Genomic DNA, 20,281 nt, shown 5'->3' with positions numbered 1-20,281 from the left:
TACGCTATCAAAATTAATGAGCGGAAAAATGAAAAATTTTTTTATAAAACACTGGCGTAAGTTTGCTTTCGGCGTAAGTGGATTTGCGCTGTTTTACGTGCTTGCGGGCTTTTTCGGCGTGCCACTTTTTATCGAAAAGGCGTTGCCTAAAATTTTAGAGGGCAGAGCAAACTTTAGCGTGCAGGATGCCAAATTTAACCCCTTTACCTACGAGCTAAATATTACGCGCCCCGAGCTTAGCACCTTTAAGCCGCTGTTTAGCGCCGATGAGATAAATTTAAAAATCGGTTTTTCGAAGCTTTTTAAAAAGACTCTCGCGGTAGAAATTTTGCATCTTAAATCGCCTAAATTCCACGTTGAGCGCGAGCAAAACGGCACTTTCAATTTCGAGCCGCTACTTTCGGAGCAAAAGAGCGAAAACAAGGATGAAAACTCCAGCTTCAATGTCACGCTGAATAATTTTAAGATCGAGCGCGGCTCTCTGGGCTACGTCGATAACTCCCTGAAAAAGCCGTTTTCGCTCATCTCGACCGAGCTAAATTATGAGATCAACGGACTAAGCTTAAAGGACGAAACGATCGGCGAGCACGATTTAAGCGCCGTTTCGCATACATACGACGCGCTAAGCTTCGATGGCGCCATCGACCTGGCGCCTCTTCGTCTACACGGCAAGGTGGATATCTCGCGGCTGAAAATCGATCCGTTTTGGCTATCATACTTCGATCCTAGCGGCGTGCGGTTTAAGAACGGCTTCCTTTCCGCTACTCTAAATTACCGATTGAGCCTCGATGAAAATATAAAATTTGCGCTTGAAAACTCAAAACTCGAGCTGCAAAGCCTAGAAATTTTGCAAGATCAAAATTTAATTTCGCTAGACTCGCTAAAAATCCCGAGCTTTGAGCTGAATACGGACGTTTCGAATGAAATTTCAGGCGCAGTAGCGATCCCGCAAGTGCTGCTTTCGGACGCAAAATACGATATGAACGAAACTAAAATTTCCACGGGCTTTGAGGGCGCGCAGGTCGCGGATTTTGCGCTGGATTTTAATAAAACGGGCGCGAACTTGCGGCTAAACTCCGCCGTAAAAAGCGTAGATCTAAACCGCTCAAGCTTTGCAAACCCGCTAATTTCGGTCGTTTCAAACGGCACTAAAATCACGGAAAATTTCTTGAAATTTAACGCCGAAGGTAACGATACGGCCCTTCATACGGGTTTTGGCGCCTTTAATATCGCGGATACGCAGATTACGCTAGCGCGCAGCGATAAAATTTCGGTCGCCGCAACCGAGCTGGGCGCGTTTAGCTACGACAAAGAGGGCGCGCAAAACGGCGCAAGTCTGAAGTTTGCTAAAATTTCAAACTCCAAAATCGCAAACAAAAACGGAATTTTTAGCGGATTTGAAAGCTTCGGCGTACAAGGGGTGAAATTTAACGTCGCGGATCTCGATCTGGGCGTGGATAAAATTTTGCTAAACGCGCCGTTTTTTAACTCGGAGGTGGGCGTTAGCGGCGCCAAAAGCATAAACGATCTGGCGATTTTAAGCGCGATCTCTAAAAATCCTGCGAGCTTCAAAAAAACGGCGAGCTCTAACGCCGTAAGCCAAGCGGATGCAAACTCTACAGCAAGCGGCGCAAATTCGGATTCTAAAAAGCCCGCCAAAAGCCCCGCTTTAAAATTTAAGATCAGCGAGGCCTCCATAACGGGCGCAAAGGCTAAGATTGGCGAGAGCTTTATCGTCAAAAACAACGTGCACGAGATCAAGGATTTCAGCGCCACACTAAGCGGGCTAAGCTCGAATTTTACCGAGCCTTTCGGCATCAAAGCAAACCTTATCGCGGGCGAGATCGCGGCTAGCGCGGACGGCAAGGCTAGCATCGCGCCGCTTAACGTGGGCGTGAGCTTCAGCCTAAATGCGCCGAACTTGAGCGTTTTTAACAGATATGCGGCGGAATTTATCGCGGGCTCCATCGCAGGCGAGCTCGCTACGCAAGGGCAGCTGAAGCTTTCAAACACATTCTCGCTCGAAGGCAAGCTATCGGGCAAAGGCTTGGCGCTAAGCTCTGGTAGGGATAAAATTTTCTCGCTTGCATCGCTGAATGTCGCGCAAATCGCGCTAAGCCCAAACTCTCTCACGCTAAACAAGATCGCTCTTGGCTCACCCGCGGCAAATATCTCGCTAAATAAAGACAGGCGTTTAAATTTAACTTCGCTAATAAAGCCCGCCGCGCAGGCAAAACAGGCCGCAAAGCCCGCCGAAGCTGAGCCTAGCAAACCCACAAAAAGCAAGGCAGGCTTTGCGTGGAGCGTAAAAAATATCTCGCTTAGCGGCGGAAGCTTAAGCTTTACCGACGAGAGTCTAGCAACGCCCTTTAAACTACGCATCAGCGATATGAAAGCAAGCATCAGCGAGATCAGCCCGAAGCGAGCGGCGGATATTAAGTTTAGCTCGCTCGTAAGCGGAAGCGGGTTAGCGAACATCACGGCGCGCGCCTATCCGCTGGATTTTAAACGCAAAAGCGACATAAACGTCGTTTTAAAGGAGATTCCGCTTGTGCCCGCATCGCCCTATACCGCCAAATATATCGGCAATGAAATCGCGGGCGGCAAGTTAAATTTAAAACTTGCCTACAAAATCGATGACGGCAAGCTAAATGCAAGCAATGATCTAAATTTAGACCGCTTCGAGCTCGGCAAAGAGGTGCAGAGCAAGGATGCGCTGAGCCTTCCGATCGGTCTAGTGGTATCGATCCTAAAGGACAGCGACGATCAGATCGATCTTAGCCTGCCTCTAAGCGGCACGCTGAGCGATCCGAAATTTAGCTACGGCGCGCTCGTTTGGGGCGCGGTCAAAAAACTGCTATCTGACATCGTGTTAAGTCCGTTTAGATTTATGGGAAAGATCGCGGGCGTAGATACGAAAAAGCTCGAAAGTATCGATTTTGAGGCGGCGAGCAGCGAAATTTTAATCAGCGAAAACTCTAAAATAGATGATTTAGCCAAGGTCGCAAAAGCCAAGCCCGAACTTAAGATCATTCTAAACTCTGCGTATAACGAAAAGCTCGATACTCACGAGTTTAAAAGGCGCTCTCTGCAAAACACTCTCACGCTGATGTCCAATAAACAAGGCCTCTCCTCGGATGAAGCCATAGCGGCGCTTAAGATCAAATACGGCATCAAATCCGGCGGCGATGAGGCGATGGAGGAGCTGATAAGCGCGCAGAAATTTACCCGTTCGCGTCTTGATGAGTTAGCCCTTGCTAGGGCGGCCGCCGTGCAAGCGGCACTCGTGCAGCGCGGCGTAAGCGCCTCTCGCATAGAGATCAAAAAACCAAGCGAAGCCGAGCTCAAACAAAACAGCTTTATCCCGCTAAGCCTCGGCGTAGAGAGGTAGTGTAAGCAAAATTTAGCTATACTAAGCGGACTAAATTTAAAGGAACGGTGATGATAAATATAGGAATTCATGGCGGAAGCGGTAGAATGGGCACGATGATCTACGAATGCCTGAAAAATTTCGATCAGGCGCGAGCAAGCGTGATCTACACGGTCGCGCCGCTTGATTATGCGCCGAGCTGCGCTGTAGTAAGCAGCTACGACGAGCTTTTTAGCGGCTGTGACGTCGTGATAGACTTCACGATCCGAGACGGCGCGATAAGCTTAATGAAATTTGCGCTTTCGCACCCAAAGCCGCTTTGCATCGGCACGACGGCTCTGGGCGAGGAGGGCAAGCGGCTACTGCGCGAATGCGGCGCGAAGATGCCCGTACTGCACGCTACGAATATGAGCCTGGGCGTCGCGGTGCTAAACAAACTCGTGGCGCTTGCCAGCAGGAGCCTGCGCGATTTTGACTGCGAAATTTTAGAGATGCACCACCGCCACAAAAAAGATGCTCCGAGCGGCACGGCGATGAGCCTCGCGGAAAGCGCCGCGAGCGCGCGCGGGTTAAGCTTAAAAGACGTGCGCGTAAGCGGTCGCGACGGGCTCATCGGCGAGCGCGGCAAGGACGAGATCGCCGTGATGTCGCTGCGCGGCGGTGACATAGTCGGGCGCCACACCGTGGGATTTTACGGCGATGGCGAGTTTATCGAACTAAATCATACGGCGACTTCGCGCGCGACCTTTGCCAGAGGCGCGATAAAGGCCGCAGTTTGGCTAGCGCCCCAAAATAGCGGGCTTTACGGTATGGACGACTGCTTAGGAATTTAGACATTTGCGGCTAAATTTAAGAGGAAAAGATGCCTACAAAAGATGAAATTTTAAATTTTTTGCGCGAGCTAAAGCCGGAGCTTGAAAGCTTTGGAATTTACAAAGTCGGGCTATTCGGCAGCTATGCCAAAGGCGGAGCAAATATCGCCGAGACGTTTAAAATTTCAGCCGATCTATTTAATAAGGCGCCGGCAAAATGCCGGACGGCGAGCCGTCAATGATAAAACAAAATATAGATAAATTTCTAAAAAATAAAATTTAAGAGGTTATAAAATGTGCGCAATCGTGGGAGTCATAAATTCCGAAGGTGCGGCTAAGACCGCGTATTACGGGCTTTTTGCCATGCAGCACCGCGGCCAGGAGGCAAGCGGTATCAGCTCGAGCTTCAACCATCATATCAAAACGATCAAAGCCACGGGGCTCGTGACGGAGGTTTTTAGCCCCACAAGTTTTGAAATTTTAAAAGGCAACATTGCGATCGGTCACAACCGCTACGGCACCGCGGGTGCAGACAGCCTAAAGGACGCGCAGCCCGTTGCGGGCAACTACGCTCTGGGAGAGATATCAATCGTTCATAACGGAAATTTGATCAATAAAGACGAAATCCGCCGCAAGCTCGTAAGCGAGGGGGCGATCTTTCAGTCCGGCATGGATACCGAAAATATCCTACACCTCATCGCCCGTAGCAAGCAGGAGCATCTAAAAGACCGCATCATCGAAGCTCTGAATCAGTGCGTGGGCGCGTATTCGCTTCTGATTTTAAGCCGCTCAAAGATGTTTGCCGTGCGCGATCGCTACGGCGTGCGTCCGCTCAGCATCGGCAGGCTAAAAGACGGCGGCTACATCGTCGCGAGCGAGACCTGCGCGTTTGATCTCGTAGGAGCCGAGTTCATCCGCGACGTAAAGCCCGGCGAGATGGTGATCTTCGAAGAGGGCAAGGACGAGTTCAGCTCGGTTCAAATTTTAAAAGCCGCGGAGGCTAGAATTTGCGCGTTTGAATACATCTACTTCGCGCGCCCCGACAGCGTCGTAGAGGGCAAAAACGTATATGAAGTCAGAAAAAAACTGGGCGCGGCGCTCGCGCGAAAATGTAAAGAGCTAAAAGCCGATTTCGTCGTGCCCGTGCCCGATAGCGGCGTACCGGCGGCGCTGGGTTTCGCACAAGAGAGCAAAATCCCCTTTGAGATGGCGATCGTGCGCAACCACTACATAGGTCGCACCTTTATCGAGCCGACGCAAGAGGTGCGAAATTTAAAGGTCAAACTCAAGCTAAATCCGATTGGCGCGGCACTGCACGGCAAGAGCGTCGCGGTGATCGACGACAGCATCGTGCGCGGCACCACGAGCAAAAAGATCGTCGAGCTTCTGCGCCATGCGGGCGCGGCGCGCGTGCATATGTGCATCGCGAGCCCCGAGCTAAAGTATCCCGAGCGCTACGGTATCGACACGCCGAGCGTGCGCGAGCTGATCGCCGCGAATATGAGCACGGATGAAATTTGCAAATTTATAGGTGCCGACAGCCTCACGTTTCTTAGCGTACCGGAGCTCGTAGAGGCGCTTGGAAGCGAGCGCAAGTACTCGCTCGTAAGCTTCGACGGCGATTATTTCATCAAAGATTAGCGAATTTAAAGGAGCAAACTATGACAAAATTTAAGATTAAGCGCGTCTATGAGCGCGCGGAGGAAGAGGATGGTTTTCGCGTACTATGCGACAAACTGTGGCCGCGCGGCGTAAAAAAAGATGCGTTGGAGCTTGATATGTGGGCAAAAGACATAACGCCTAGCACCGAAATACGTAAGCTTTTCGCGCACAAGCCTGAGAATTTCGCCCATTTTAAGGAGCTCTACCTGGCTGAGCTTGAGCAAAATCCCGCCGTGGCGGAGTTTTTAAAAGCGGTCAAAAACGAGCCAGTCGTCACGTTGCTATACGCCGCAAAGGACGAGCACTGCAACCACGCGATGATTCTGCGCGATTTTCTGCAAAGCAAGGTGCGCTGAAATTTTGCGCCCAAAGCGCGCTGCTAGCCGTATTTTAAAGCAAATGTAAAATTACTTCGCTCACCAAAATCTATTCGGAAAACCGATGTGCGAGGCATAGAATTCAGCAAACAAGGCTTAAGCGGAGCGCTCTTAAAGCCTTACCATGCGCGATTTGCGATAAATTTTATCCGGATGTACACTTCGCAGGTGCGCATAAAACAAATGCTAAATTTTGCGTCAGAGCTCTAAAAAACGCAGAATTTTATAAAAAACGAATAAAATTTCAAGGAAAATAACTCGATTTAATATGCAAATTTAGAATTTCATATATTTTTTAACGCTACTTTTCATAATGCAAGCTAGGAATTTAAAAAGTGGGCTTAATATAAATTCGCAACAAATCAAATTAATTTCTTACATGCAGCATTTTTAAATTTCATTTAAGGATTTACCGCTAACATTGCTCGTAATTTTTACAAGGAGAAACAATGGCAATCAGTGCTAGAAATCAGCTTCACGTCGTAATCAGCGACGTAAAAACAGGTGCGGTGAATTCGCTAATCACAGCTAAAACCAGAGGCGGCGACGTGCTAAAAGCAACCGTGACGGTCGACTCCGAAAAAGCCTTAGATCTAAAGGCGGGCAAAGAGGCGGTATTTTTATTCAAAGCCCCAAATGTCATCATTTCAAAGGGAGAAAACGACCTTCGTCTAAGTGCTGCGAACCAGCTAAAAGGCAAAATCACCGCCGTTAAAGAGGGCGCAATCAATGCTGAAATCGATGTGAGAACCGCAGGCGGCGAAAATTTAAGCGCGATCGTCACAAACGGCTCCGTTAAAAATTTGGCGCTAGCAGTCGGCGACGAAGTAACCGCGATCGTCAAAGCTACTCAAATAATCGTCGGCGTAAAATAACCCGGCGTTGTGCGAAGCGATGCGCACGCTTTAAACATCACAAAATCAAAGAGTGAAATTTTATAAATTTCGCTCCTTCTTCAAAAATCTCTTTTGATAAATCAAATTTCGTAGCAGCTCAAATCGCGCTATAAGCGTCTTTTCTCTCATGCGCGCAGCTACACCCCGCGCGACATCCAGCCCCAATCACACCAAGAGCGGTCTTGCCCTATTTGCCGCAGTGCGCGTTTCGCGCAAGCTTTGCATACATGCAACACGCAAGCCCACTCACGCGAGATATTTATGAAATGCAAACTCGCTCTTGCCCCGCTCGCTCGCTTATAGCAATGTGCTTTCATATTTTACGCGCTCGTGACATGCCGCCGCTTTACGCAGTAGCGACCGATCCTCGCGTAGATATCCACACCAAGAGAGAGCCGATCTAGATCATAGCGGCACACACTAACCGCGCCCGCCGATAGATAGCAGCACGGACAGATCGTCAAACCGATCGCCTTGCCCTAAACCCGAGCGTTCTTGAGCTTTTACCGATCGGCTTGTTAAAAGGCGTAGATTCCGCGGATAAAATCACTCTCGTAAAATTTCGGCTCGTAGCCGCAGATAGCGGGCACTTGCTTTGCTAAATTTGATACTCGCCGGGGCCCAACTCGCCTCGCAAAAGCTTACCAAAGCGTGCGGCTGCGGCATCTACGGCATCGTCGCCAAACTCGCCGGGCTCAAATCCGCTGCTGACAAACGGCACAACAAAGTCCATCCCGCAGTAGTTTGCTGCGATCTTAAGCGGCGTTAAAATTTCATCCAGGCTAAAGCCGATAGTACCCTGCTTAGAGTACTCGCTAAGCGGCGTACTAGCACTTAGCGCAAGCTGCAAGACCTTGCCCCTAAGCGCGCCGGAACCCACCAGCTCGTGCGAAAAGACGATGTCGATATAGGCTTTTAGCATAGGCGGCACGTTTAGCCAGTACATCGGGTACAAAAATACGATGCGATCCGCGCCGCGTAGCGCGTCTTGCTCTGTGCGAGCGTCGATGCGCGTAGTATCGGTGCCGTAAAGTCCCTCCAAATGACGCACCTCTACGCCGGCAGCCCCCTTTGCGACCTGCGATAGGGCTTTGTTTACGCGCGAGGCGGCGAAATTAGGATGCGATAAGATAACGAGTGTTTTCATATTATTTCCTTTGTTAAAATCTGCAGAATCATATCGTTAAAAAGCTAAAAGTAGAATAATGAGGTTTGCGAAAACGAAGCGTTATTTTGCTCGCGAGGAATGGGATTCGTGAGGCGCGATAGATACGAGGCGCTCTCGTACCATACTGCCTCAAGGCATGTGCAACAAAATGTTTTTACGCGTGCCGCAAAGTAAGCTCCCACGCTCGCCCTCGTCTAAAACGATCTTACTTACAATCCGTCCAATGCGCGCGCAGCTGCGGCACGGAGCAAAATTTCGTCCAAGCAAGGATAAATTTATGAAAAAAGATTAAAATTTAGCCGCAACTCGGGCTACAAGCCCGAAAATTTCAAAAAAAGGACACGATATGCAGAGAAAAACACAGATCGAAGATGAGTTCAGCGCAGAGGATCGCGAGCGCAAAATCACGCTGCAAGCGGGAGATGCGGCGCCCGAGTTTAGCTTGCAAAACGCCGACGGAGCGAGCGTCTCGCTAAAGGACTTCGCGGGCAAGAGGGTCGCGCTGTATTTTTACCCCAAGGATAACACCCCCGGCTGCACGACCGAAGCGTGCGAATTTAGCGCCGTATACGATGATTTCATCGCCGCAGACTGCGTGATCGTCGGCATCAGCCCCGACAGCGCCAAATCCCACGCGGGCTTCATCGCCAAGCAGAGCCTAAAACACATCCTGCTGAGCGATCCGCAGCACGAGGTAGCCAAGCTATACGGCGCGTGGCAGGTGCGCAAAAACTACGGGCGCGAGTATCTAGGCATCGTGCGCTCGACCTTTCTGATCGGTGCGGACGGCAAAATTTTAAAGGTCTATAAAAGCGTCAAGGCAAAGGATCACGCCGCAAAGGTGCTCGCGGATCTACTGGCTGCGGGAAAGTAAAGCGCTAGGCGGTATTTTGAAGCAGAGCTTGCACGCATTTGGGCGCTAAATTTTAATTATATGAAATTTATGCGCTGAAATTTGCTACGGAATTTCGGCGTCAAATTGAAGCGCCGAAGCTTCGGCATTAAAATTTCGCCTTAAAATTTTGCCTCAGAATTCCGACGCTAATTTGAAAATAAAATTTCAAAGCGGGGCTATATCTGCGATTTTAGCGGCAAATTTTATCGCCTCACACCAAAATTTTAAAGGAAAAATATGAAAAATTTAATCATCCTAGCTCATCCCGACATCGAAAATTCGCTCATAAACAAGCGGTTTTTGAAAGAGGCTGCCGCACAAAATTTCGCCGTGCGCGACCTAGCGCGCGAGTATCCTAACGGCGAGATAGACGGCGAGCGCGAACGCGGGATAATCAAAGCTCACGACGCGCTGGTGCTGCAATTTCCGCTGCATAATTTCTCCTCGCCCGCGATTTTAAAAAGCTGGATCGATGCGACGATGGCGTATGGGTTTGCCTACGGGCGCACGAGCGAGGGCATGCGCAGGCGCGCCGTGGCGCTGGCGGTGAGTGCGGGCATCAAGCGCGCCGACTACGCGCCTAGCGGGCGGTATCATTTCACGATGGAACAGATTTTAGCGCCGTTTGAGCTGGCATTCCGCTACTATTTTCACGCCGACTGGCGCGGATTTTTCGCGTTTTACGGCGCTGAGGAGACGCCGGGCGTAGATTACGAAAGTAGTGCTGAACAGATAGAAAAAGGCGCGGCGGAGTACGCGGAATTTTTAAGAAATTTAGGCACAAAGGGCGGCGCGGGTAAAAAATTTTAAGTTAAAAGTAAACTCGATTTTGGGGCTAAATTTTAAATTTAGGCTTTTTTGGGGCACACATTGTGCCTTTAGAATAAAGAAAGCTGCGATGAAATTTTAAACGAAGCGGTTAAATTTAGCCCGTTCCGCTTGCCGCAGGAATAAAATTTTGCCAAAGAATACAGCCTACTTCGCGGCTCATCTAAATCGTCGAAATATAAAATTTACCGCAGCCTGAAGCGACAAGCTGCAAAAATGCGCGGTCGCGCCGTCTGAAAAGAGCATTAAAGGCGCAATAATGGATGAGCCGTAAAGCAGACGCGGCAAAATTTTACAACGCGCCTTTGAGCTCGCCAAACCGCGCGCTCAGCAGAGCAAATCAAAATTTCATAGCCGCGCGGAATCCCGCTTAGCAAGATAAAATTTCACCTTGCCGGCGAAATTCCGCCGAGCAGAGTAAAATTTCGCGGCGGAATGAACGAGCTAAATTAAAATCTGCGCGCGGAGTAGAAAGCGCCCTAACTAAGCTTGCGCCGCCGCTAGCGTTATAATCCGCTTAACCACTTCGCTCGCCGCTTTTAAAGAGCCTACGGGCAGGTATTCGTAGATCGAGTGGAAATTATGCCCGCCGGTGAAGAGGTTCGGGCACGGCAGCCCCTTTGCCGAGATGACGGCGCCGTCGTAGCCGCCTCGCATAGGCTTGATCTTAGGCTCGATGTTTAGGCTTTTAAAAGCCTGCTTTGCAAACCGAATTGCCGGCACGTCGTCGTTTTTCAAAAAGTTATAGACGTTTTTATAGCGGTCGTTTAGCGAAATTTCGATCCGATCGCCCCAGATCGCGCGAAGCCCGTCCGCAGTTTTTTGCAAAAATTCCATGCGCTGCTCGTATATTTTCTCGTCAAATTCCCTCACATCGATCTTTAGTACGGTCTTTGCGCTGTTGCCGCTAAGCTCCTTGACCCAAAAATAGCCCTCCTTGCCCTCTGTGTATTCGGGTGCCTCGCCCGCGGGCAGCAGCGAGATAAACTTATGCGCCAAAAGCAAGGAATTTACGAGCTTGCCCTTGGCGTTCATCGGATGAGCGGACTGTCCTTTGAGAGTAATGGCGCAATCGCCCGCGTTCCAATTCTCGTAGATAAACTCGCCGATGCCGCAGCAATCAAGGCAGTAGCCGAAGTCCGCGCCTATCTCGCTTACATCTAGCGCCTTTGCGCCCCGCAAGCCCTGCTCCTCGTCCGGCACGAAGCAGGCGATTATCTCGCCGTGTTTGATCTGCGGATTTTGGACGAAAAATTCCAGCGCATTTACGATTGCGGCGATCGCCGCCTTATCGTCGGCGCCTAGCAAGCTGGTGCCGTCCGTTACGATGATCTCATCTGCTTTGTAACCCTGCAGCTCCTCATTTTCGCTCTCTTTAAGATAGATCCCAAGCTCTTTATTTAGGCAGATATCGCCGCCTTCGTATCTTACGATCTGCGCCTTAGTGTCGCTGCTCTGCTCGGCGCTGGTATCGAGGTGAGCAAAAAACGCTATACTCGCAGCGGGCGCGTCTAAATTTGAGGGAATTTTAGCGATCAAAATCGACTTCTCGCTGAGGCTGATATTTTTTATGCCAAGAGCTTCGAGCTCGCTTTTTATGAAGCCTGCGAGCTCGAGCTCCTTGGGGTTTGAGGGCATTATGCCAGCAGCACCCGCGACCCTATTCGTGGTAGTGTTGATCTTGGTGTAGTTTAAAAACCTCTGCACGATATCCACAAATACCCTTTTACAAAATGACAAATGCGATGACGCAGACGGAAAGAAACATCCCTAGAGCCGTTCTTTTAGCGATCTGAATAGGGCTTACCATCGCAAGTCCCGCGCAAACGATGCAAGCGCCTGCAATCGGCGATGCGCTCCTGCCTAGCGCGCCGCTTATCGCAACCGCCATACCGAGCTTATCTTGTTCAAAGCCTAACGCGTCGGCGTGCACGGTCACGGCGGTATTAAACGCCATTGCCGCCGCATCTCCCGAGCCCGTTACGACGCCCATAAAAAACGGAACGAAAGTGCCGCCGAATTTTACGTAGCCCTGCTCGCCCTTCAGCCACTCGATTACGAAATCGATCGCCCCGCACGCGCTAAGACCCGCGACGAAGACGCCTGCTGCGATGATGATACCCATGATATCGGCATACGCGCTACCCATGCCTTTGAAAAATTCTTTCGTGATCTTTTGAGGGTTGGTCATAGTAATGACAATGGTGACGATAGCGCCCAGTAGCATCGCCTCCGCAACGCCCATCTTAGTCCATTTAAGAAAGGAGATCGTGTTGAGCTTGGACGTACCGCCGATGATTAAGATCACCAAAGGCACTAGCGGCATAAGCGCGTGCAAGACGTTTAGCTTCTGAGGCTGCGCGTCTAAATTTGAACCGGCGGCGGATGCGGCGGGGCTTGCACCGTCTGCACCTGCGGAATTTTCTCTTTGCGCTAGATAATTCACTCCCTTGGTGTAGTCTTTGCAAACTATCGCCGTTATGCTAATTACGATCAAAACTACGATCAAAGCGGTAATCGCGCTAGAAAACTGCACGGCGATGACGTCCTGAACGGTGTAGGAGGGGTTGTGCGCCTTTACCATATCGGCTACAAATACGTTGTGCGCCGAGCCAGGGCTCAAAACGCCGCCGAAAGTACCCGCAAACACCGCTGCACCCGCCATCTCGGGCTTAACGCCCGCAGCCATCATCACGGGAATCAGCGTAGCGCCAACCGCAGCCGAGCAGCCCGCAGCGGAGGGGATCGCGATATTGATAAAATACGTAAGCGCTACGACGAGCGGGATCAGTAAAAATCCGATATTGCCGAGGGGCCTGGTGAGTAAATTTACGAGCGCGCGGTCGCAGCCGGTAAATTTCATCACGAAGGCAAAACCCATACTGGCGCATATCGCCTTAATAAGACCTGCTTTAGTCATATACGAAGTAAAGGCATTTAGCCCGTCCAGCGGCTTTAGACAAAGCACGCACAGCACCAAACCCACGCCGATAAGCACGGTTTTAGTATCCTTTTTCATGATTAGCAAAGCGACGACTGCGACGATACCCGCAAGCGCCAAAAATAGCCTAAACGTCTGCACGATAACTCCTTTTAAATTTTAAATTTACTTCCCACGGCGATGCGCGAGATCTCTTTTTTATACTCGAATTTCAGCACGTCCGCATGCCCCATCGCCTCGCACTCGTTTCCGTTTATCAAAAACGCGCTGCCCTCGGGCATAGCATAAACGCTGTCGTTTTGATTGACGATCAAAAACTCCTCCAGCCGCTCCTCCCTACTCTCGCCGTTGTGGTTTGAAATTTTACCGCTTATAAAGTGCGGATTGATCTGATACGGAAAGATCCCCAAAGCTACCGGCGAGGGTGGAAAGACGATCGGCATGTCGTTGGTAGTCATCATCGTCTTGCCCGCGACGTTTGCGCCGGCAGACCAGCCGAAATACGGCGTGCCGCTATCCACGGCGTCTTTGATCGCGCCTAAGAGATCAAATTTATAAAGCTCATTTAGCAGCACGAAGGTATTGCCGCCGCCGATGCAGATCGATTTGGCATTTTTAACGGCGGCTTTCATATCGGCAAATCGGTGGATCGATCTGATATTATTACTCTCCAAGCAGTCCGCGACCTTCTGCTCGTATTGATCGTTCGTGCGCCTAACACCTGCAAACGGAATGAATAAAATTTCATCCTCCCAAAGACCCCCTAAAAATTCCTTGATCCACCCCTTGCAGTGGTTCAGATAGCCGCTGTCTTTGTAACTGGAAGCGCTTAGAAGTAGTGCTCTTTTCATGCCGCTTCCCTTAAGCTTTGCCGTTTAGCTTATACGCGCAGCGAAGATACACGTCCACTCCCGCAAGCAACGAGTCCTCGTCGAAGTCGAATTTGGCGTTGTGATGTCCCGCCGCAAGCGTCGTGCCTATCATCAGATATCCGCTTTTGCCACCCGCATCTTGGACCGAGCGCATAAAATGCGCGAAGTCCTCGCATGCGCCAAAGCTTAGCTCCCTTACGATTTTATCATCGTCGATAAACGGCGACGCCTTCGCCGCATCCTCGTAAAGCTGCGTGGTGGCCTCGTCGCTATCGCCGCCTGCGGTGCCGCCCGTAACCTGCACGTCGTAGCTGACGCCATAAATTTTAGAAACGCCCTCCACTATGTCCATGCATTTGGCCTTCATAAACTCATTCAGTTCCGTGCTCTCGCCGCGCGTCTCGCACGCGAGATAACCGTTGGGCGCGATGACGTTGCGTCCTTCGCCCGCGCGCAGCACTCCGACGTTGATACGCGTGACGCCATCTGCGTGTCTAGTGATGCCGTGCATATCAAGCGCCATTTCGGCTGCGGCGAGCAGGGCATTGGCTCCGTTTTGCGGTGCGCCCGCGGCGTGAGCGGACTTACCCTTTAAATTTACGTCAAATTTAGTGGTCGCGAGTAGCTTTTTGGTGCCGCAGATGATGCCTCTCATGGTAGTCGCCTGAAAGCCGATATGACCGCCCAGCAAGTAATCCACGCCCTTGGTAACGCCCGCAGCTTCCATACCCACGGCGCCCCTGGTGCCCTCCTCGGCGGTTTGAAAGATAAATCTAAATTTGCCGCTGAAATCATCTAAGTTTTGCGCGATCAGCTTCGCTAAAGCAAGTCCCATCGTGATATGCCCGTCGTGCCCGCACGCGTGCGTGATGCCGCTGATGTCGGAGCGAAAGCCCTCCTTAAAAGGGCGGTGATCCGTGTCCATGCTCTCGGTCACGTCCACGCCGTCTATGTCAAATCTAAAAGCGACCGTCTTGCCCGCGCGTCCCGTGTCTATTTCGGCTACGAGACCCGTTAGTCCATCCTCCATCGCATCAAGAAATTTTATCTGATCTGCGTTTAGCAGCTCTTTGGCGCGCTGCTTTGCCTTCTCGCAGGCATCCTTGCTACCTACGCCCTGCCTCGCCTCAGCCTTTACAACCTCGCGACCGAGCTTTATCTCATAGCCCAAGCGCTGCATACGATCTGCGATAACCGCGGTCGTAAAAAAGGTAAACCAACCCGTCTCGGGATGCGAGTGGAAAAACCTGCGATCCCCGATCATCTCGCCTTTGAGCGCCTCTACTTTTTGTGCGATAGCATCCATTTTCTCTCCTTTATTCTTTGGCTAAATTTAACATCGCCGCAGCTAAAACCTTCGTAGCGGCAAACGCGTCGTGCCAGTTTATACTTTCATTTACGTTGTGACTGATGCCGTCCTTGCACGGCACGAAAAGCATCCCCACGCGATCCGCAAGCTCCGTCATATTCATCGCGTCGTGTCCCGCGCCGCTAGGAAGCCTCAGGCTTGGAATTTTAAGCTCGCCGGCACAGCTTTCAAGCAGATCTATCATCTCCTCGCTTAGCTTTACGGGGCGATCCTTGATGAGATTTTTTAGTTCAAATTTGCACCCTCGGCGAGCGCAAATTTCATCTATCGCGGCGCAAATTTTATCGTCCGCCACCCTAAGTGCATCCTCGTCTATATCGCGTATATCAAGACCTAGCGTGCATGAGCCAGGGATCACGTTTAGCACGCCGGGTAGCGCATTTGCATAGCCCGTCGTCGCAACGGTGGTTTTGCCCGCCTTAGCAATCCTCTCCGCGCTTAAAATGATCTCGCTAGCGCAAGCTAGGGCGTCGCAACGCATATCCATCGGCGTAGCGCCGCTGTGATCGGCTCTGCCCTCGATCCGCAGCTCGTATCGCACGGGCGCGGCGATACCCGTGACGATGCCTACCGGGATCCCTCGCCGCTGCAATACCGGCCCCTGCTCGATATGAAGCTCGATATAGCTATGAAAGCTGGATTTGCGCAGGACGCAGCTTTTTAAATTTGCGGGATTTAGCCCGAAACCCTGCATCGCGTCAAACAGCGAAATTCCGTCCCCATCCTTTAGCTCGTCTAGCCGCTTTTGCGAGAGCTTGCCGCTAATTATCTTGCTGCCTACGGTCGCCATTTTAAAGCGGCTCGACTCCTCGCAAACAAAGACGATGAGTTCCAGCGGTCGCGCAAGCCTCTCTCCGCTATCTCGCACCGCGCGGATCGCCTCTAAAGCCGCCATGACGCCTAACGTGCCGTCGTAAAAGCCGCCCTGCGGCACGCTATCGATATGCGAGCCAGCACTTACGGGCGGTAGATCGGGATTGTTGACGCCGCTAAATTTAGCGAAAATATTGCCCGCGTCGTCGATTTTGATCTTGAAATTTTCTTTTTGAAGTAGCGATATGAGGAAGTTGCGCGCCTCTTTATCCTCGCGCGAAAATGCAAGCCGCGTAAGCCCGCCGCCCGCCAAAGCCCCAAAGCGGCTTATCTGCTCAAACTCGCTTTTAAAGCGCTGTATGTTTATCTCCATAAATTCCCCTTTTCTTAAAAAATTTATGAATACGGCATTTTAATATTAAATTTATATAACAAAGCTGAAATTTGCCTATCGCGGCGGCAAATAGGACGCTAAAACGGCGTGAGCAGAGCTGTTTTAAAATAGCGTTTAAATTTCATTTTGCCTTTTAGGCTTTAAAATCGCGACGCGCCTGCTTAACTTCAGACTAAACGGATATAATTATCGCAAAATTTAACGAGGAGCGAAAATGAAACAGGACTCGCTAGAGGAGCTTTATGAAGAGCTAAATGGGCTTAAAAGTATGGCAGATAAAGAGGAATGCCTCAATAGCGCAATAAGAGACGCCGTAAGAGCGAAAAATTTTGCATTTGCCACTCAAATTTGTGATTTTATAGTGAATGATGAAATTGGAAAATTCGGTGCGTTTTTAAGAATGAAGGCGCTAATGTGGCTCACAGACTATATCGCAAAAAATTTGGAAAAGAAGGAATATTCGAATTTTATCTGCTTCGTGGACTGCCTATGGAAATTTAGATGGATAGCTCCAGACGCCGCTAAAAGCTCTATGATAGAAAAAGAGCTTATAGACGAGATGAACGAGACGATGCTGTTTTACTACGAGAGCATAGAAGGGCTCTCGTTATCACGCTATTACAAGGCTTTGACGAATCAAAACATTGACATGGGCGAGTCTAAAGAGGCGAAAGCGAACTACAAGATGTGGAAAAAGCTAGCCAAAGACGATATGGACGGCTGCGAGGCGTGCGAAGCATCGAGCGAGATCGCGTATTTAAATTTTGTGGGCGAGTATGAGGCGGCACTGGAGTTAGCTACGCCGATAATTTCGGGCGAGCTAGGTTGTATCAAAGTGCCATACACAACCTACGCGCCGATCTTATTTAGTATGGTAGCGCTGGGTAGGATAGAGGAAGCGACGGCTTTGCTGCCAAAGGCCGCTGCAATGATCGAGTCAGATCCTCGCTTCATAAATCAGATCGCACCGCTAATCGAGATCGCCGTTAGGCTGGGAGAGCACGAAACAGCGCTAAGCTTGGTGCGTAAGCATTCGCACGCTATACTAGATAGCAACGACGATCTGAATTATTTAAAATTGCTTATCCCCATTGTCGCATTTGGAGATGAAAATACTTATAAAATGGCTTTAGAAATAGCAGGTAAATTTGATGCTAGAAATCAAAACTTCTACTACGCCGATTATCTAAATAAATTTTACGAGGAATTTTCAGGGCTTGAAATTTGACGGTTTGGGAATCTGGAATGCTCTGCTCGTCAAATAGGACACCATTTCTCAAGCGCGTGCGACCAGATAGTCTAAAATCTGCGGCTCGATACTACTTTGCGCTCGCAACGGCGAGCGCGGTCAAGTTTACGCCGAACGGGTGCAGCGGCTCGTGCGGTAAATTTTATACCGCTTACTCGCGCACGGCGGTAGCCAGTCGCCGAAATAGGTGATAGAGCGCATGCATGGCATTAAATTTTAACTAGATCGGTGCAGACGAAAACAAGTATTTGCGGTAGCCAAGACACGTATTCTAAATTTCAACCGCCGCAGAACGTAAAATTTAAACCGAGCCCAGCATTTATCTCGCCGTAAAACACGCACGACGATGTATCTTGCGCGCCTTACCATCTAGATTTAGCGGTAAATTTAATAGCAAAATTTGAAGCGTGGCGCGACGAAATTTTAAAACAAAATTTCAAGTAGATTTTTAAATATAAAATTTCAAGAGGAATCTTAAATTTAGAATTTCAAATAAATTTTAAAATTCCAAGAGAATTTCATCCCTTGGAATTTTAAATTCAGTGCTTGGCTAGGTAATTTGTGTCGTAGTTATTATCCACGAAATCGGGGTTGTTCATCATCCTAAGATGAAAATCGCGCGTCGATTTTATGCCACCGATGATGAGCTCATCTAGCGCGACTTTCATCTTCGCAATCGCGCGCGCGCGGTCCTTGTCGTAAACGATAAGCTTGCCGATCATGCTGTCGTAGTAAGGCGGCACCGAGTAGCCCTCATAGACGTGGCTGTCCATACGGACGTTTCTGCCGCCCGGAGCGACGTATTTTGTGATTTTGCCCGGGTTTGGCATAAAGCTTTTAGAGTCCTCGGCGGTGATGCGGCACTCAAGCGCGTGTCCGCTAAATTTTATCTCGCTTTGAGGCAGCAGCTTCTCGCCCTGCGCGATGCGGATCATCCACTCGATCAGATCGAGCCCGCTTCGCATCTCACTTACGGTGTGTTCGACCTGCAAGCGGGTATTCATCTCGATGAAATAGAATTTCTTGTCCTTGCTATCGTATAAAAACTCAAACGTTCCTGCACTTGCGTATCCGATCGCTTTAGCGGCGCGAACCGCCGTTTCGTGCAGACTCTTTCGTGTCGGCTCATCCAAAATCACGGCTGGACTTTCTTCGATCAACTTTTGGTGGCGGCGCTGCATTGAGCAGTCGCGCTCGCCGATATGCACGACGTGTCCGTGCTCGTCGCCCAAGACCTGAACCTCGATGTGGCGGGGATTTGTGATATATTTTTCCATATACATCGTGCCGTCGCCGAATGCGCTCATCGCTTCGCTCTCTGCCGACCAAAATAGCTTTTCGATATCCTCTTCGCGCTCGACCACGCGCATTCCGCGCCCGCCGCCGCCGGCTGCGGCTTTAATGATGACCGGATAGCCGATTTCGGCGGCTAGCTTGCGTGCCTCTTCGACACTTGCAATCGCGCCGTCGCTGCCAGGCACTACGGGGATGCCCGCGCGCATCATCACTTGCTTAGCCTTGCTCTTATCACTCATCAAGGTCATCGCCTCGACGCTTGGACCGATAAATTTAATGCCGTGTTTGGCGCAAATTTCGACGAAATTTTGACTTTCGCTCAAAAAGCCGTATCCCGGAAATATCGCGTCGGCTTCCGTTAGCTCGCAAGCTGTGATGATCGCGGGGATATTTAGATAGCTATCGCTGCTGCGCGGTCCGCCGATACAAACCGACGCGTCGGCGTATTTGACGTAAAGCGCGTCCTGATCGGCGGTGGAGTGCACGACGATGGCTTGCTTGCCCATCTCCTGGATCGTGCGAAGCGCGCGCAGAGCGATCTCGCCACGATTTGCGATTAGAATTTTTTTAAGCTCCCTCATAGCTTCTCGACCTCAAACAGCGCCATAGCGTACTCGACGGGCTGTCCATCTTCGACGAGAGCTTTTTTGATGCGACAGTCGAATTCCGCCTCGATCTCGTTCATAATCTTCATCGCTTCTATTATGCCGATCGTATCGCCCTTATGCACGACCTGGCCCACGCCTACGAACTCTGCCGCACCGGGGCTCGGCGCCTTATAAAAAGTGCCTACCATCGGGCTGTCGATCGTATCCATCGAGCCTTTTGTGGCGGGCTTGTCGCCCACGAGCACGCTTACTGAAGGCGCAGCAAGCTGCGGAGCGGGTGCCGGTGCGGCGAGCTGAGGCGTACTCCCACCGCATGGGCCATATTTTTTTATCTCGATTTCAAAATCTTTATCTTTAATTTTTAGCTCATTAATGCCCTGCTTCTCGCCGAAAAAGTCCATTAACTCTTTGATTTCTGCTTTTGTCATAAATTTCTCCTGAAAAAATTTGCGAAATTTTAGCTAAATTTTTATAATTGTTTCTTTAAATGGATTTTTGCGGGACTTTTAAGAAGTGCAAAGCGAAATTTACGACAGAATTTGCGGACTGATTTTAAGGATTTACGAGGCGCGATTTGCCTCGTTCATTTTAAGCTCGAACTTCGCAAGCGAAACACGAAATTTTGCAGCAAGAGCGCAGGATGATTTTAAATCCTTTAAAAATTTAACGCTTAATTTTACGACCGAAATTCTATGCCCAAGCTCAGAGCGCAAAAATGCCGTGCTTTGCTT

Annotated in this window: 18 protein-coding genes; 10 read left to right on the top strand and 8 right to left on the bottom strand. The window is 50.1% G+C overall.

Annotated elements, in window-relative coordinates; all coding sequences use genetic code 11:
• Nucleotides 1–28 precede the first annotated feature (28 nt).
• The 7 genes from Q0380_RS04350 (at nucleotide 29) to Q0380_RS04320 (ending at nucleotide 7,521) form a co-directional block, all read left to right on the top strand.
• Nucleotides 29–3,391: a DUF748 domain-containing protein gene (locus Q0380_RS04350; protein ID WP_298960600.1), complete on the top strand. Its 3,363-nt coding sequence runs from the start codon at nucleotides 29–31 to the stop codon at nucleotides 3,389–3,391.
• Between the two features lie 50 nt (nucleotides 3,392–3,441).
• Nucleotides 3,442–4,203 carry a 4-hydroxy-tetrahydrodipicolinate reductase gene (dapB, locus tag Q0380_RS04345; RefSeq protein WP_298960598.1) on the top strand — a complete coding sequence of 254 codons (762 nt, stop codon included), beginning with the start codon at nucleotides 3,442–3,444 and terminating at the stop codon, nucleotides 4,201–4,203.
• Nucleotides 4,204–4,232: 29 nt separating this feature from the next.
• Nucleotides 4,233–4,424, top strand: coding sequence for a nucleotidyltransferase domain-containing protein (locus Q0380_RS04340; RefSeq protein WP_298960595.1), 192 nt, complete (start codon nucleotides 4,233–4,235; stop codon nucleotides 4,422–4,424).
• Nucleotides 4,425–4,476: 52 nt separating this feature from the next.
• Nucleotides 4,477–5,823, top strand: coding sequence for an amidophosphoribosyltransferase (gene purF, locus Q0380_RS04335; RefSeq protein WP_298960590.1), 1,347 nt, complete (start codon nucleotides 4,477–4,479; stop codon nucleotides 5,821–5,823).
• 20 nt (nucleotides 5,824–5,843) lie between these two features.
• Nucleotides 5,844–6,200, top strand: coding sequence for a DUF488 family protein (locus Q0380_RS04330; RefSeq protein WP_298960587.1), 357 nt, complete (start codon nucleotides 5,844–5,846; stop codon nucleotides 6,198–6,200).
• 470 nt (nucleotides 6,201–6,670) lie between these two features.
• Nucleotides 6,671–7,096, top strand: coding sequence for a TOBE domain-containing protein (locus Q0380_RS04325; RefSeq protein WP_298960584.1), 426 nt, complete (start codon nucleotides 6,671–6,673; stop codon nucleotides 7,094–7,096).
• 203 nt (nucleotides 7,097–7,299) lie between these two features.
• Nucleotides 7,300–7,521, top strand: a complete 222-nt coding sequence (locus Q0380_RS04320; protein ID WP_298960581.1) for a hypothetical protein — start codon at nucleotides 7,300–7,302, stop codon at nucleotides 7,519–7,521.
• A 194-nt stretch (nucleotides 7,522–7,715) separates the two neighbouring features.
• Here Q0380_RS04320 and Q0380_RS04315 read toward each other — a convergent pair whose 3' ends face one another.
• A complete protein-coding gene (locus Q0380_RS04315; RefSeq protein WP_298960578.1) occupies nucleotides 7,716–8,264 on the bottom strand; it encodes an NAD(P)H-dependent oxidoreductase in 549 nt (182 codons plus the stop codon).
• A 367-nt stretch (nucleotides 8,265–8,631) separates the two neighbouring features.
• Here Q0380_RS04315 and bcp point away from each other — a divergent pair, with 367 nt between their 5' ends.
• Both bcp and Q0380_RS04305 read left to right on the top strand, forming a co-directional pair.
• The gene (gene bcp / locus Q0380_RS04310) at nucleotides 8,632–9,159 is read left to right on the top strand and encodes a thioredoxin-dependent thiol peroxidase (protein ID WP_298960576.1); all 528 of its coding nucleotides are present in this window, start codon (nucleotides 8,632–8,634) and stop codon (nucleotides 9,157–9,159) included.
• Between the two features lie 258 nt (nucleotides 9,160–9,417).
• Nucleotides 9,418–9,990, top strand: coding sequence for an NAD(P)H-dependent oxidoreductase (locus Q0380_RS04305; protein ID WP_298960573.1), 573 nt, complete (start codon nucleotides 9,418–9,420; stop codon nucleotides 9,988–9,990).
• A 501-nt stretch (nucleotides 9,991–10,491) separates the two neighbouring features.
• On the opposite strand, the gene pepT is transcribed toward Q0380_RS04305, so the two are convergent.
• Genes pepT through Q0380_RS04280 form a run of 5 tightly spaced genes read right to left on the bottom strand, consistent with a single transcriptional unit; the run spans nucleotide 10,492 to nucleotide 16,376 of the window.
• Nucleotides 10,492–11,724, bottom strand: coding sequence for a peptidase T (gene pepT / locus Q0380_RS04300; RefSeq protein WP_298960570.1), 1,233 nt, complete (start codon nucleotides 11,722–11,724; stop codon nucleotides 10,492–10,494).
• A gap of 10 nt (nucleotides 11,725–11,734) precedes the next feature.
• A complete protein-coding gene (gene dcuC / locus Q0380_RS04295) occupies nucleotides 11,735–13,090 on the bottom strand; it encodes a C4-dicarboxylate transporter DcuC (RefSeq protein ID WP_298960567.1) in 1,356 nt (451 codons plus the stop codon).
• A gap of 11 nt (nucleotides 13,091–13,101) precedes the next feature.
• Nucleotides 13,102–13,800, bottom strand: coding sequence for a dipeptidase PepE (gene pepE, locus Q0380_RS04290; protein ID WP_298960563.1), 699 nt, complete (start codon nucleotides 13,798–13,800; stop codon nucleotides 13,102–13,104).
• Nucleotides 13,801–13,810: 10 nt separating this feature from the next.
• Nucleotides 13,811–15,127 carry an amidohydrolase gene (locus Q0380_RS04285; RefSeq protein ID WP_298960560.1) on the bottom strand — a complete coding sequence of 439 codons (1,317 nt, stop codon included), beginning with the start codon at nucleotides 15,125–15,127 and terminating at the stop codon, nucleotides 13,811–13,813.
• A gap of 10 nt (nucleotides 15,128–15,137) precedes the next feature.
• The gene (locus tag Q0380_RS04280) at nucleotides 15,138–16,376 is read right to left on the bottom strand and encodes a M20 family metallo-hydrolase (protein WP_298960557.1); all 1,239 of its coding nucleotides are present in this window, start codon (nucleotides 16,374–16,376) and stop codon (nucleotides 15,138–15,140) included.
• Nucleotides 16,377–16,611: 235 nt separating this feature from the next.
• Between Q0380_RS04280 and Q0380_RS04275 the strand changes: the two genes are divergently transcribed.
• The gene (locus Q0380_RS04275) at nucleotides 16,612–17,625 is read left to right on the top strand and encodes a hypothetical protein (protein WP_298960554.1); all 1,014 of its coding nucleotides are present in this window, start codon (nucleotides 16,612–16,614) and stop codon (nucleotides 17,623–17,625) included.
• Nucleotides 17,626–18,185: 560 nt separating this feature from the next.
• Here Q0380_RS04275 and Q0380_RS04270 read toward each other — a convergent pair.
• Together Q0380_RS04270 and accB are read right to left on the bottom strand one after the other, a co-directional pair.
• On the bottom strand, nucleotides 18,186–19,523 hold the full coding sequence (locus tag Q0380_RS04270) for an acetyl-CoA carboxylase biotin carboxylase subunit (protein WP_291938702.1): 1,338 nt from the start codon (nucleotides 19,521–19,523) through the stop codon (nucleotides 18,186–18,188).
• Complete coding sequence (gene accB / locus Q0380_RS04265; RefSeq protein WP_298960550.1) at nucleotides 19,520–19,978, bottom strand: acetyl-CoA carboxylase biotin carboxyl carrier protein; 459 nt, start codon at nucleotides 19,976–19,978, stop codon at nucleotides 19,520–19,522. Before accB ends, Q0380_RS04270 begins: the two co-directional genes overlap by 4 nt.
• Nucleotides 19,979–20,281: the final 303 nt, after the last annotated feature.

The sequence above is a fragment of the uncultured Campylobacter sp. genome, from assembly GCF_937959485.1.
In the GTDB taxonomy this organism is placed as follows: domain Bacteria; phylum Campylobacterota; class Campylobacteria; order Campylobacterales; family Campylobacteraceae; genus Campylobacter_B.
The sequence above is the reverse complement of the archived record's forward strand: the minus strand, read 5'-3'. Positions and strand labels throughout refer to the sequence as shown.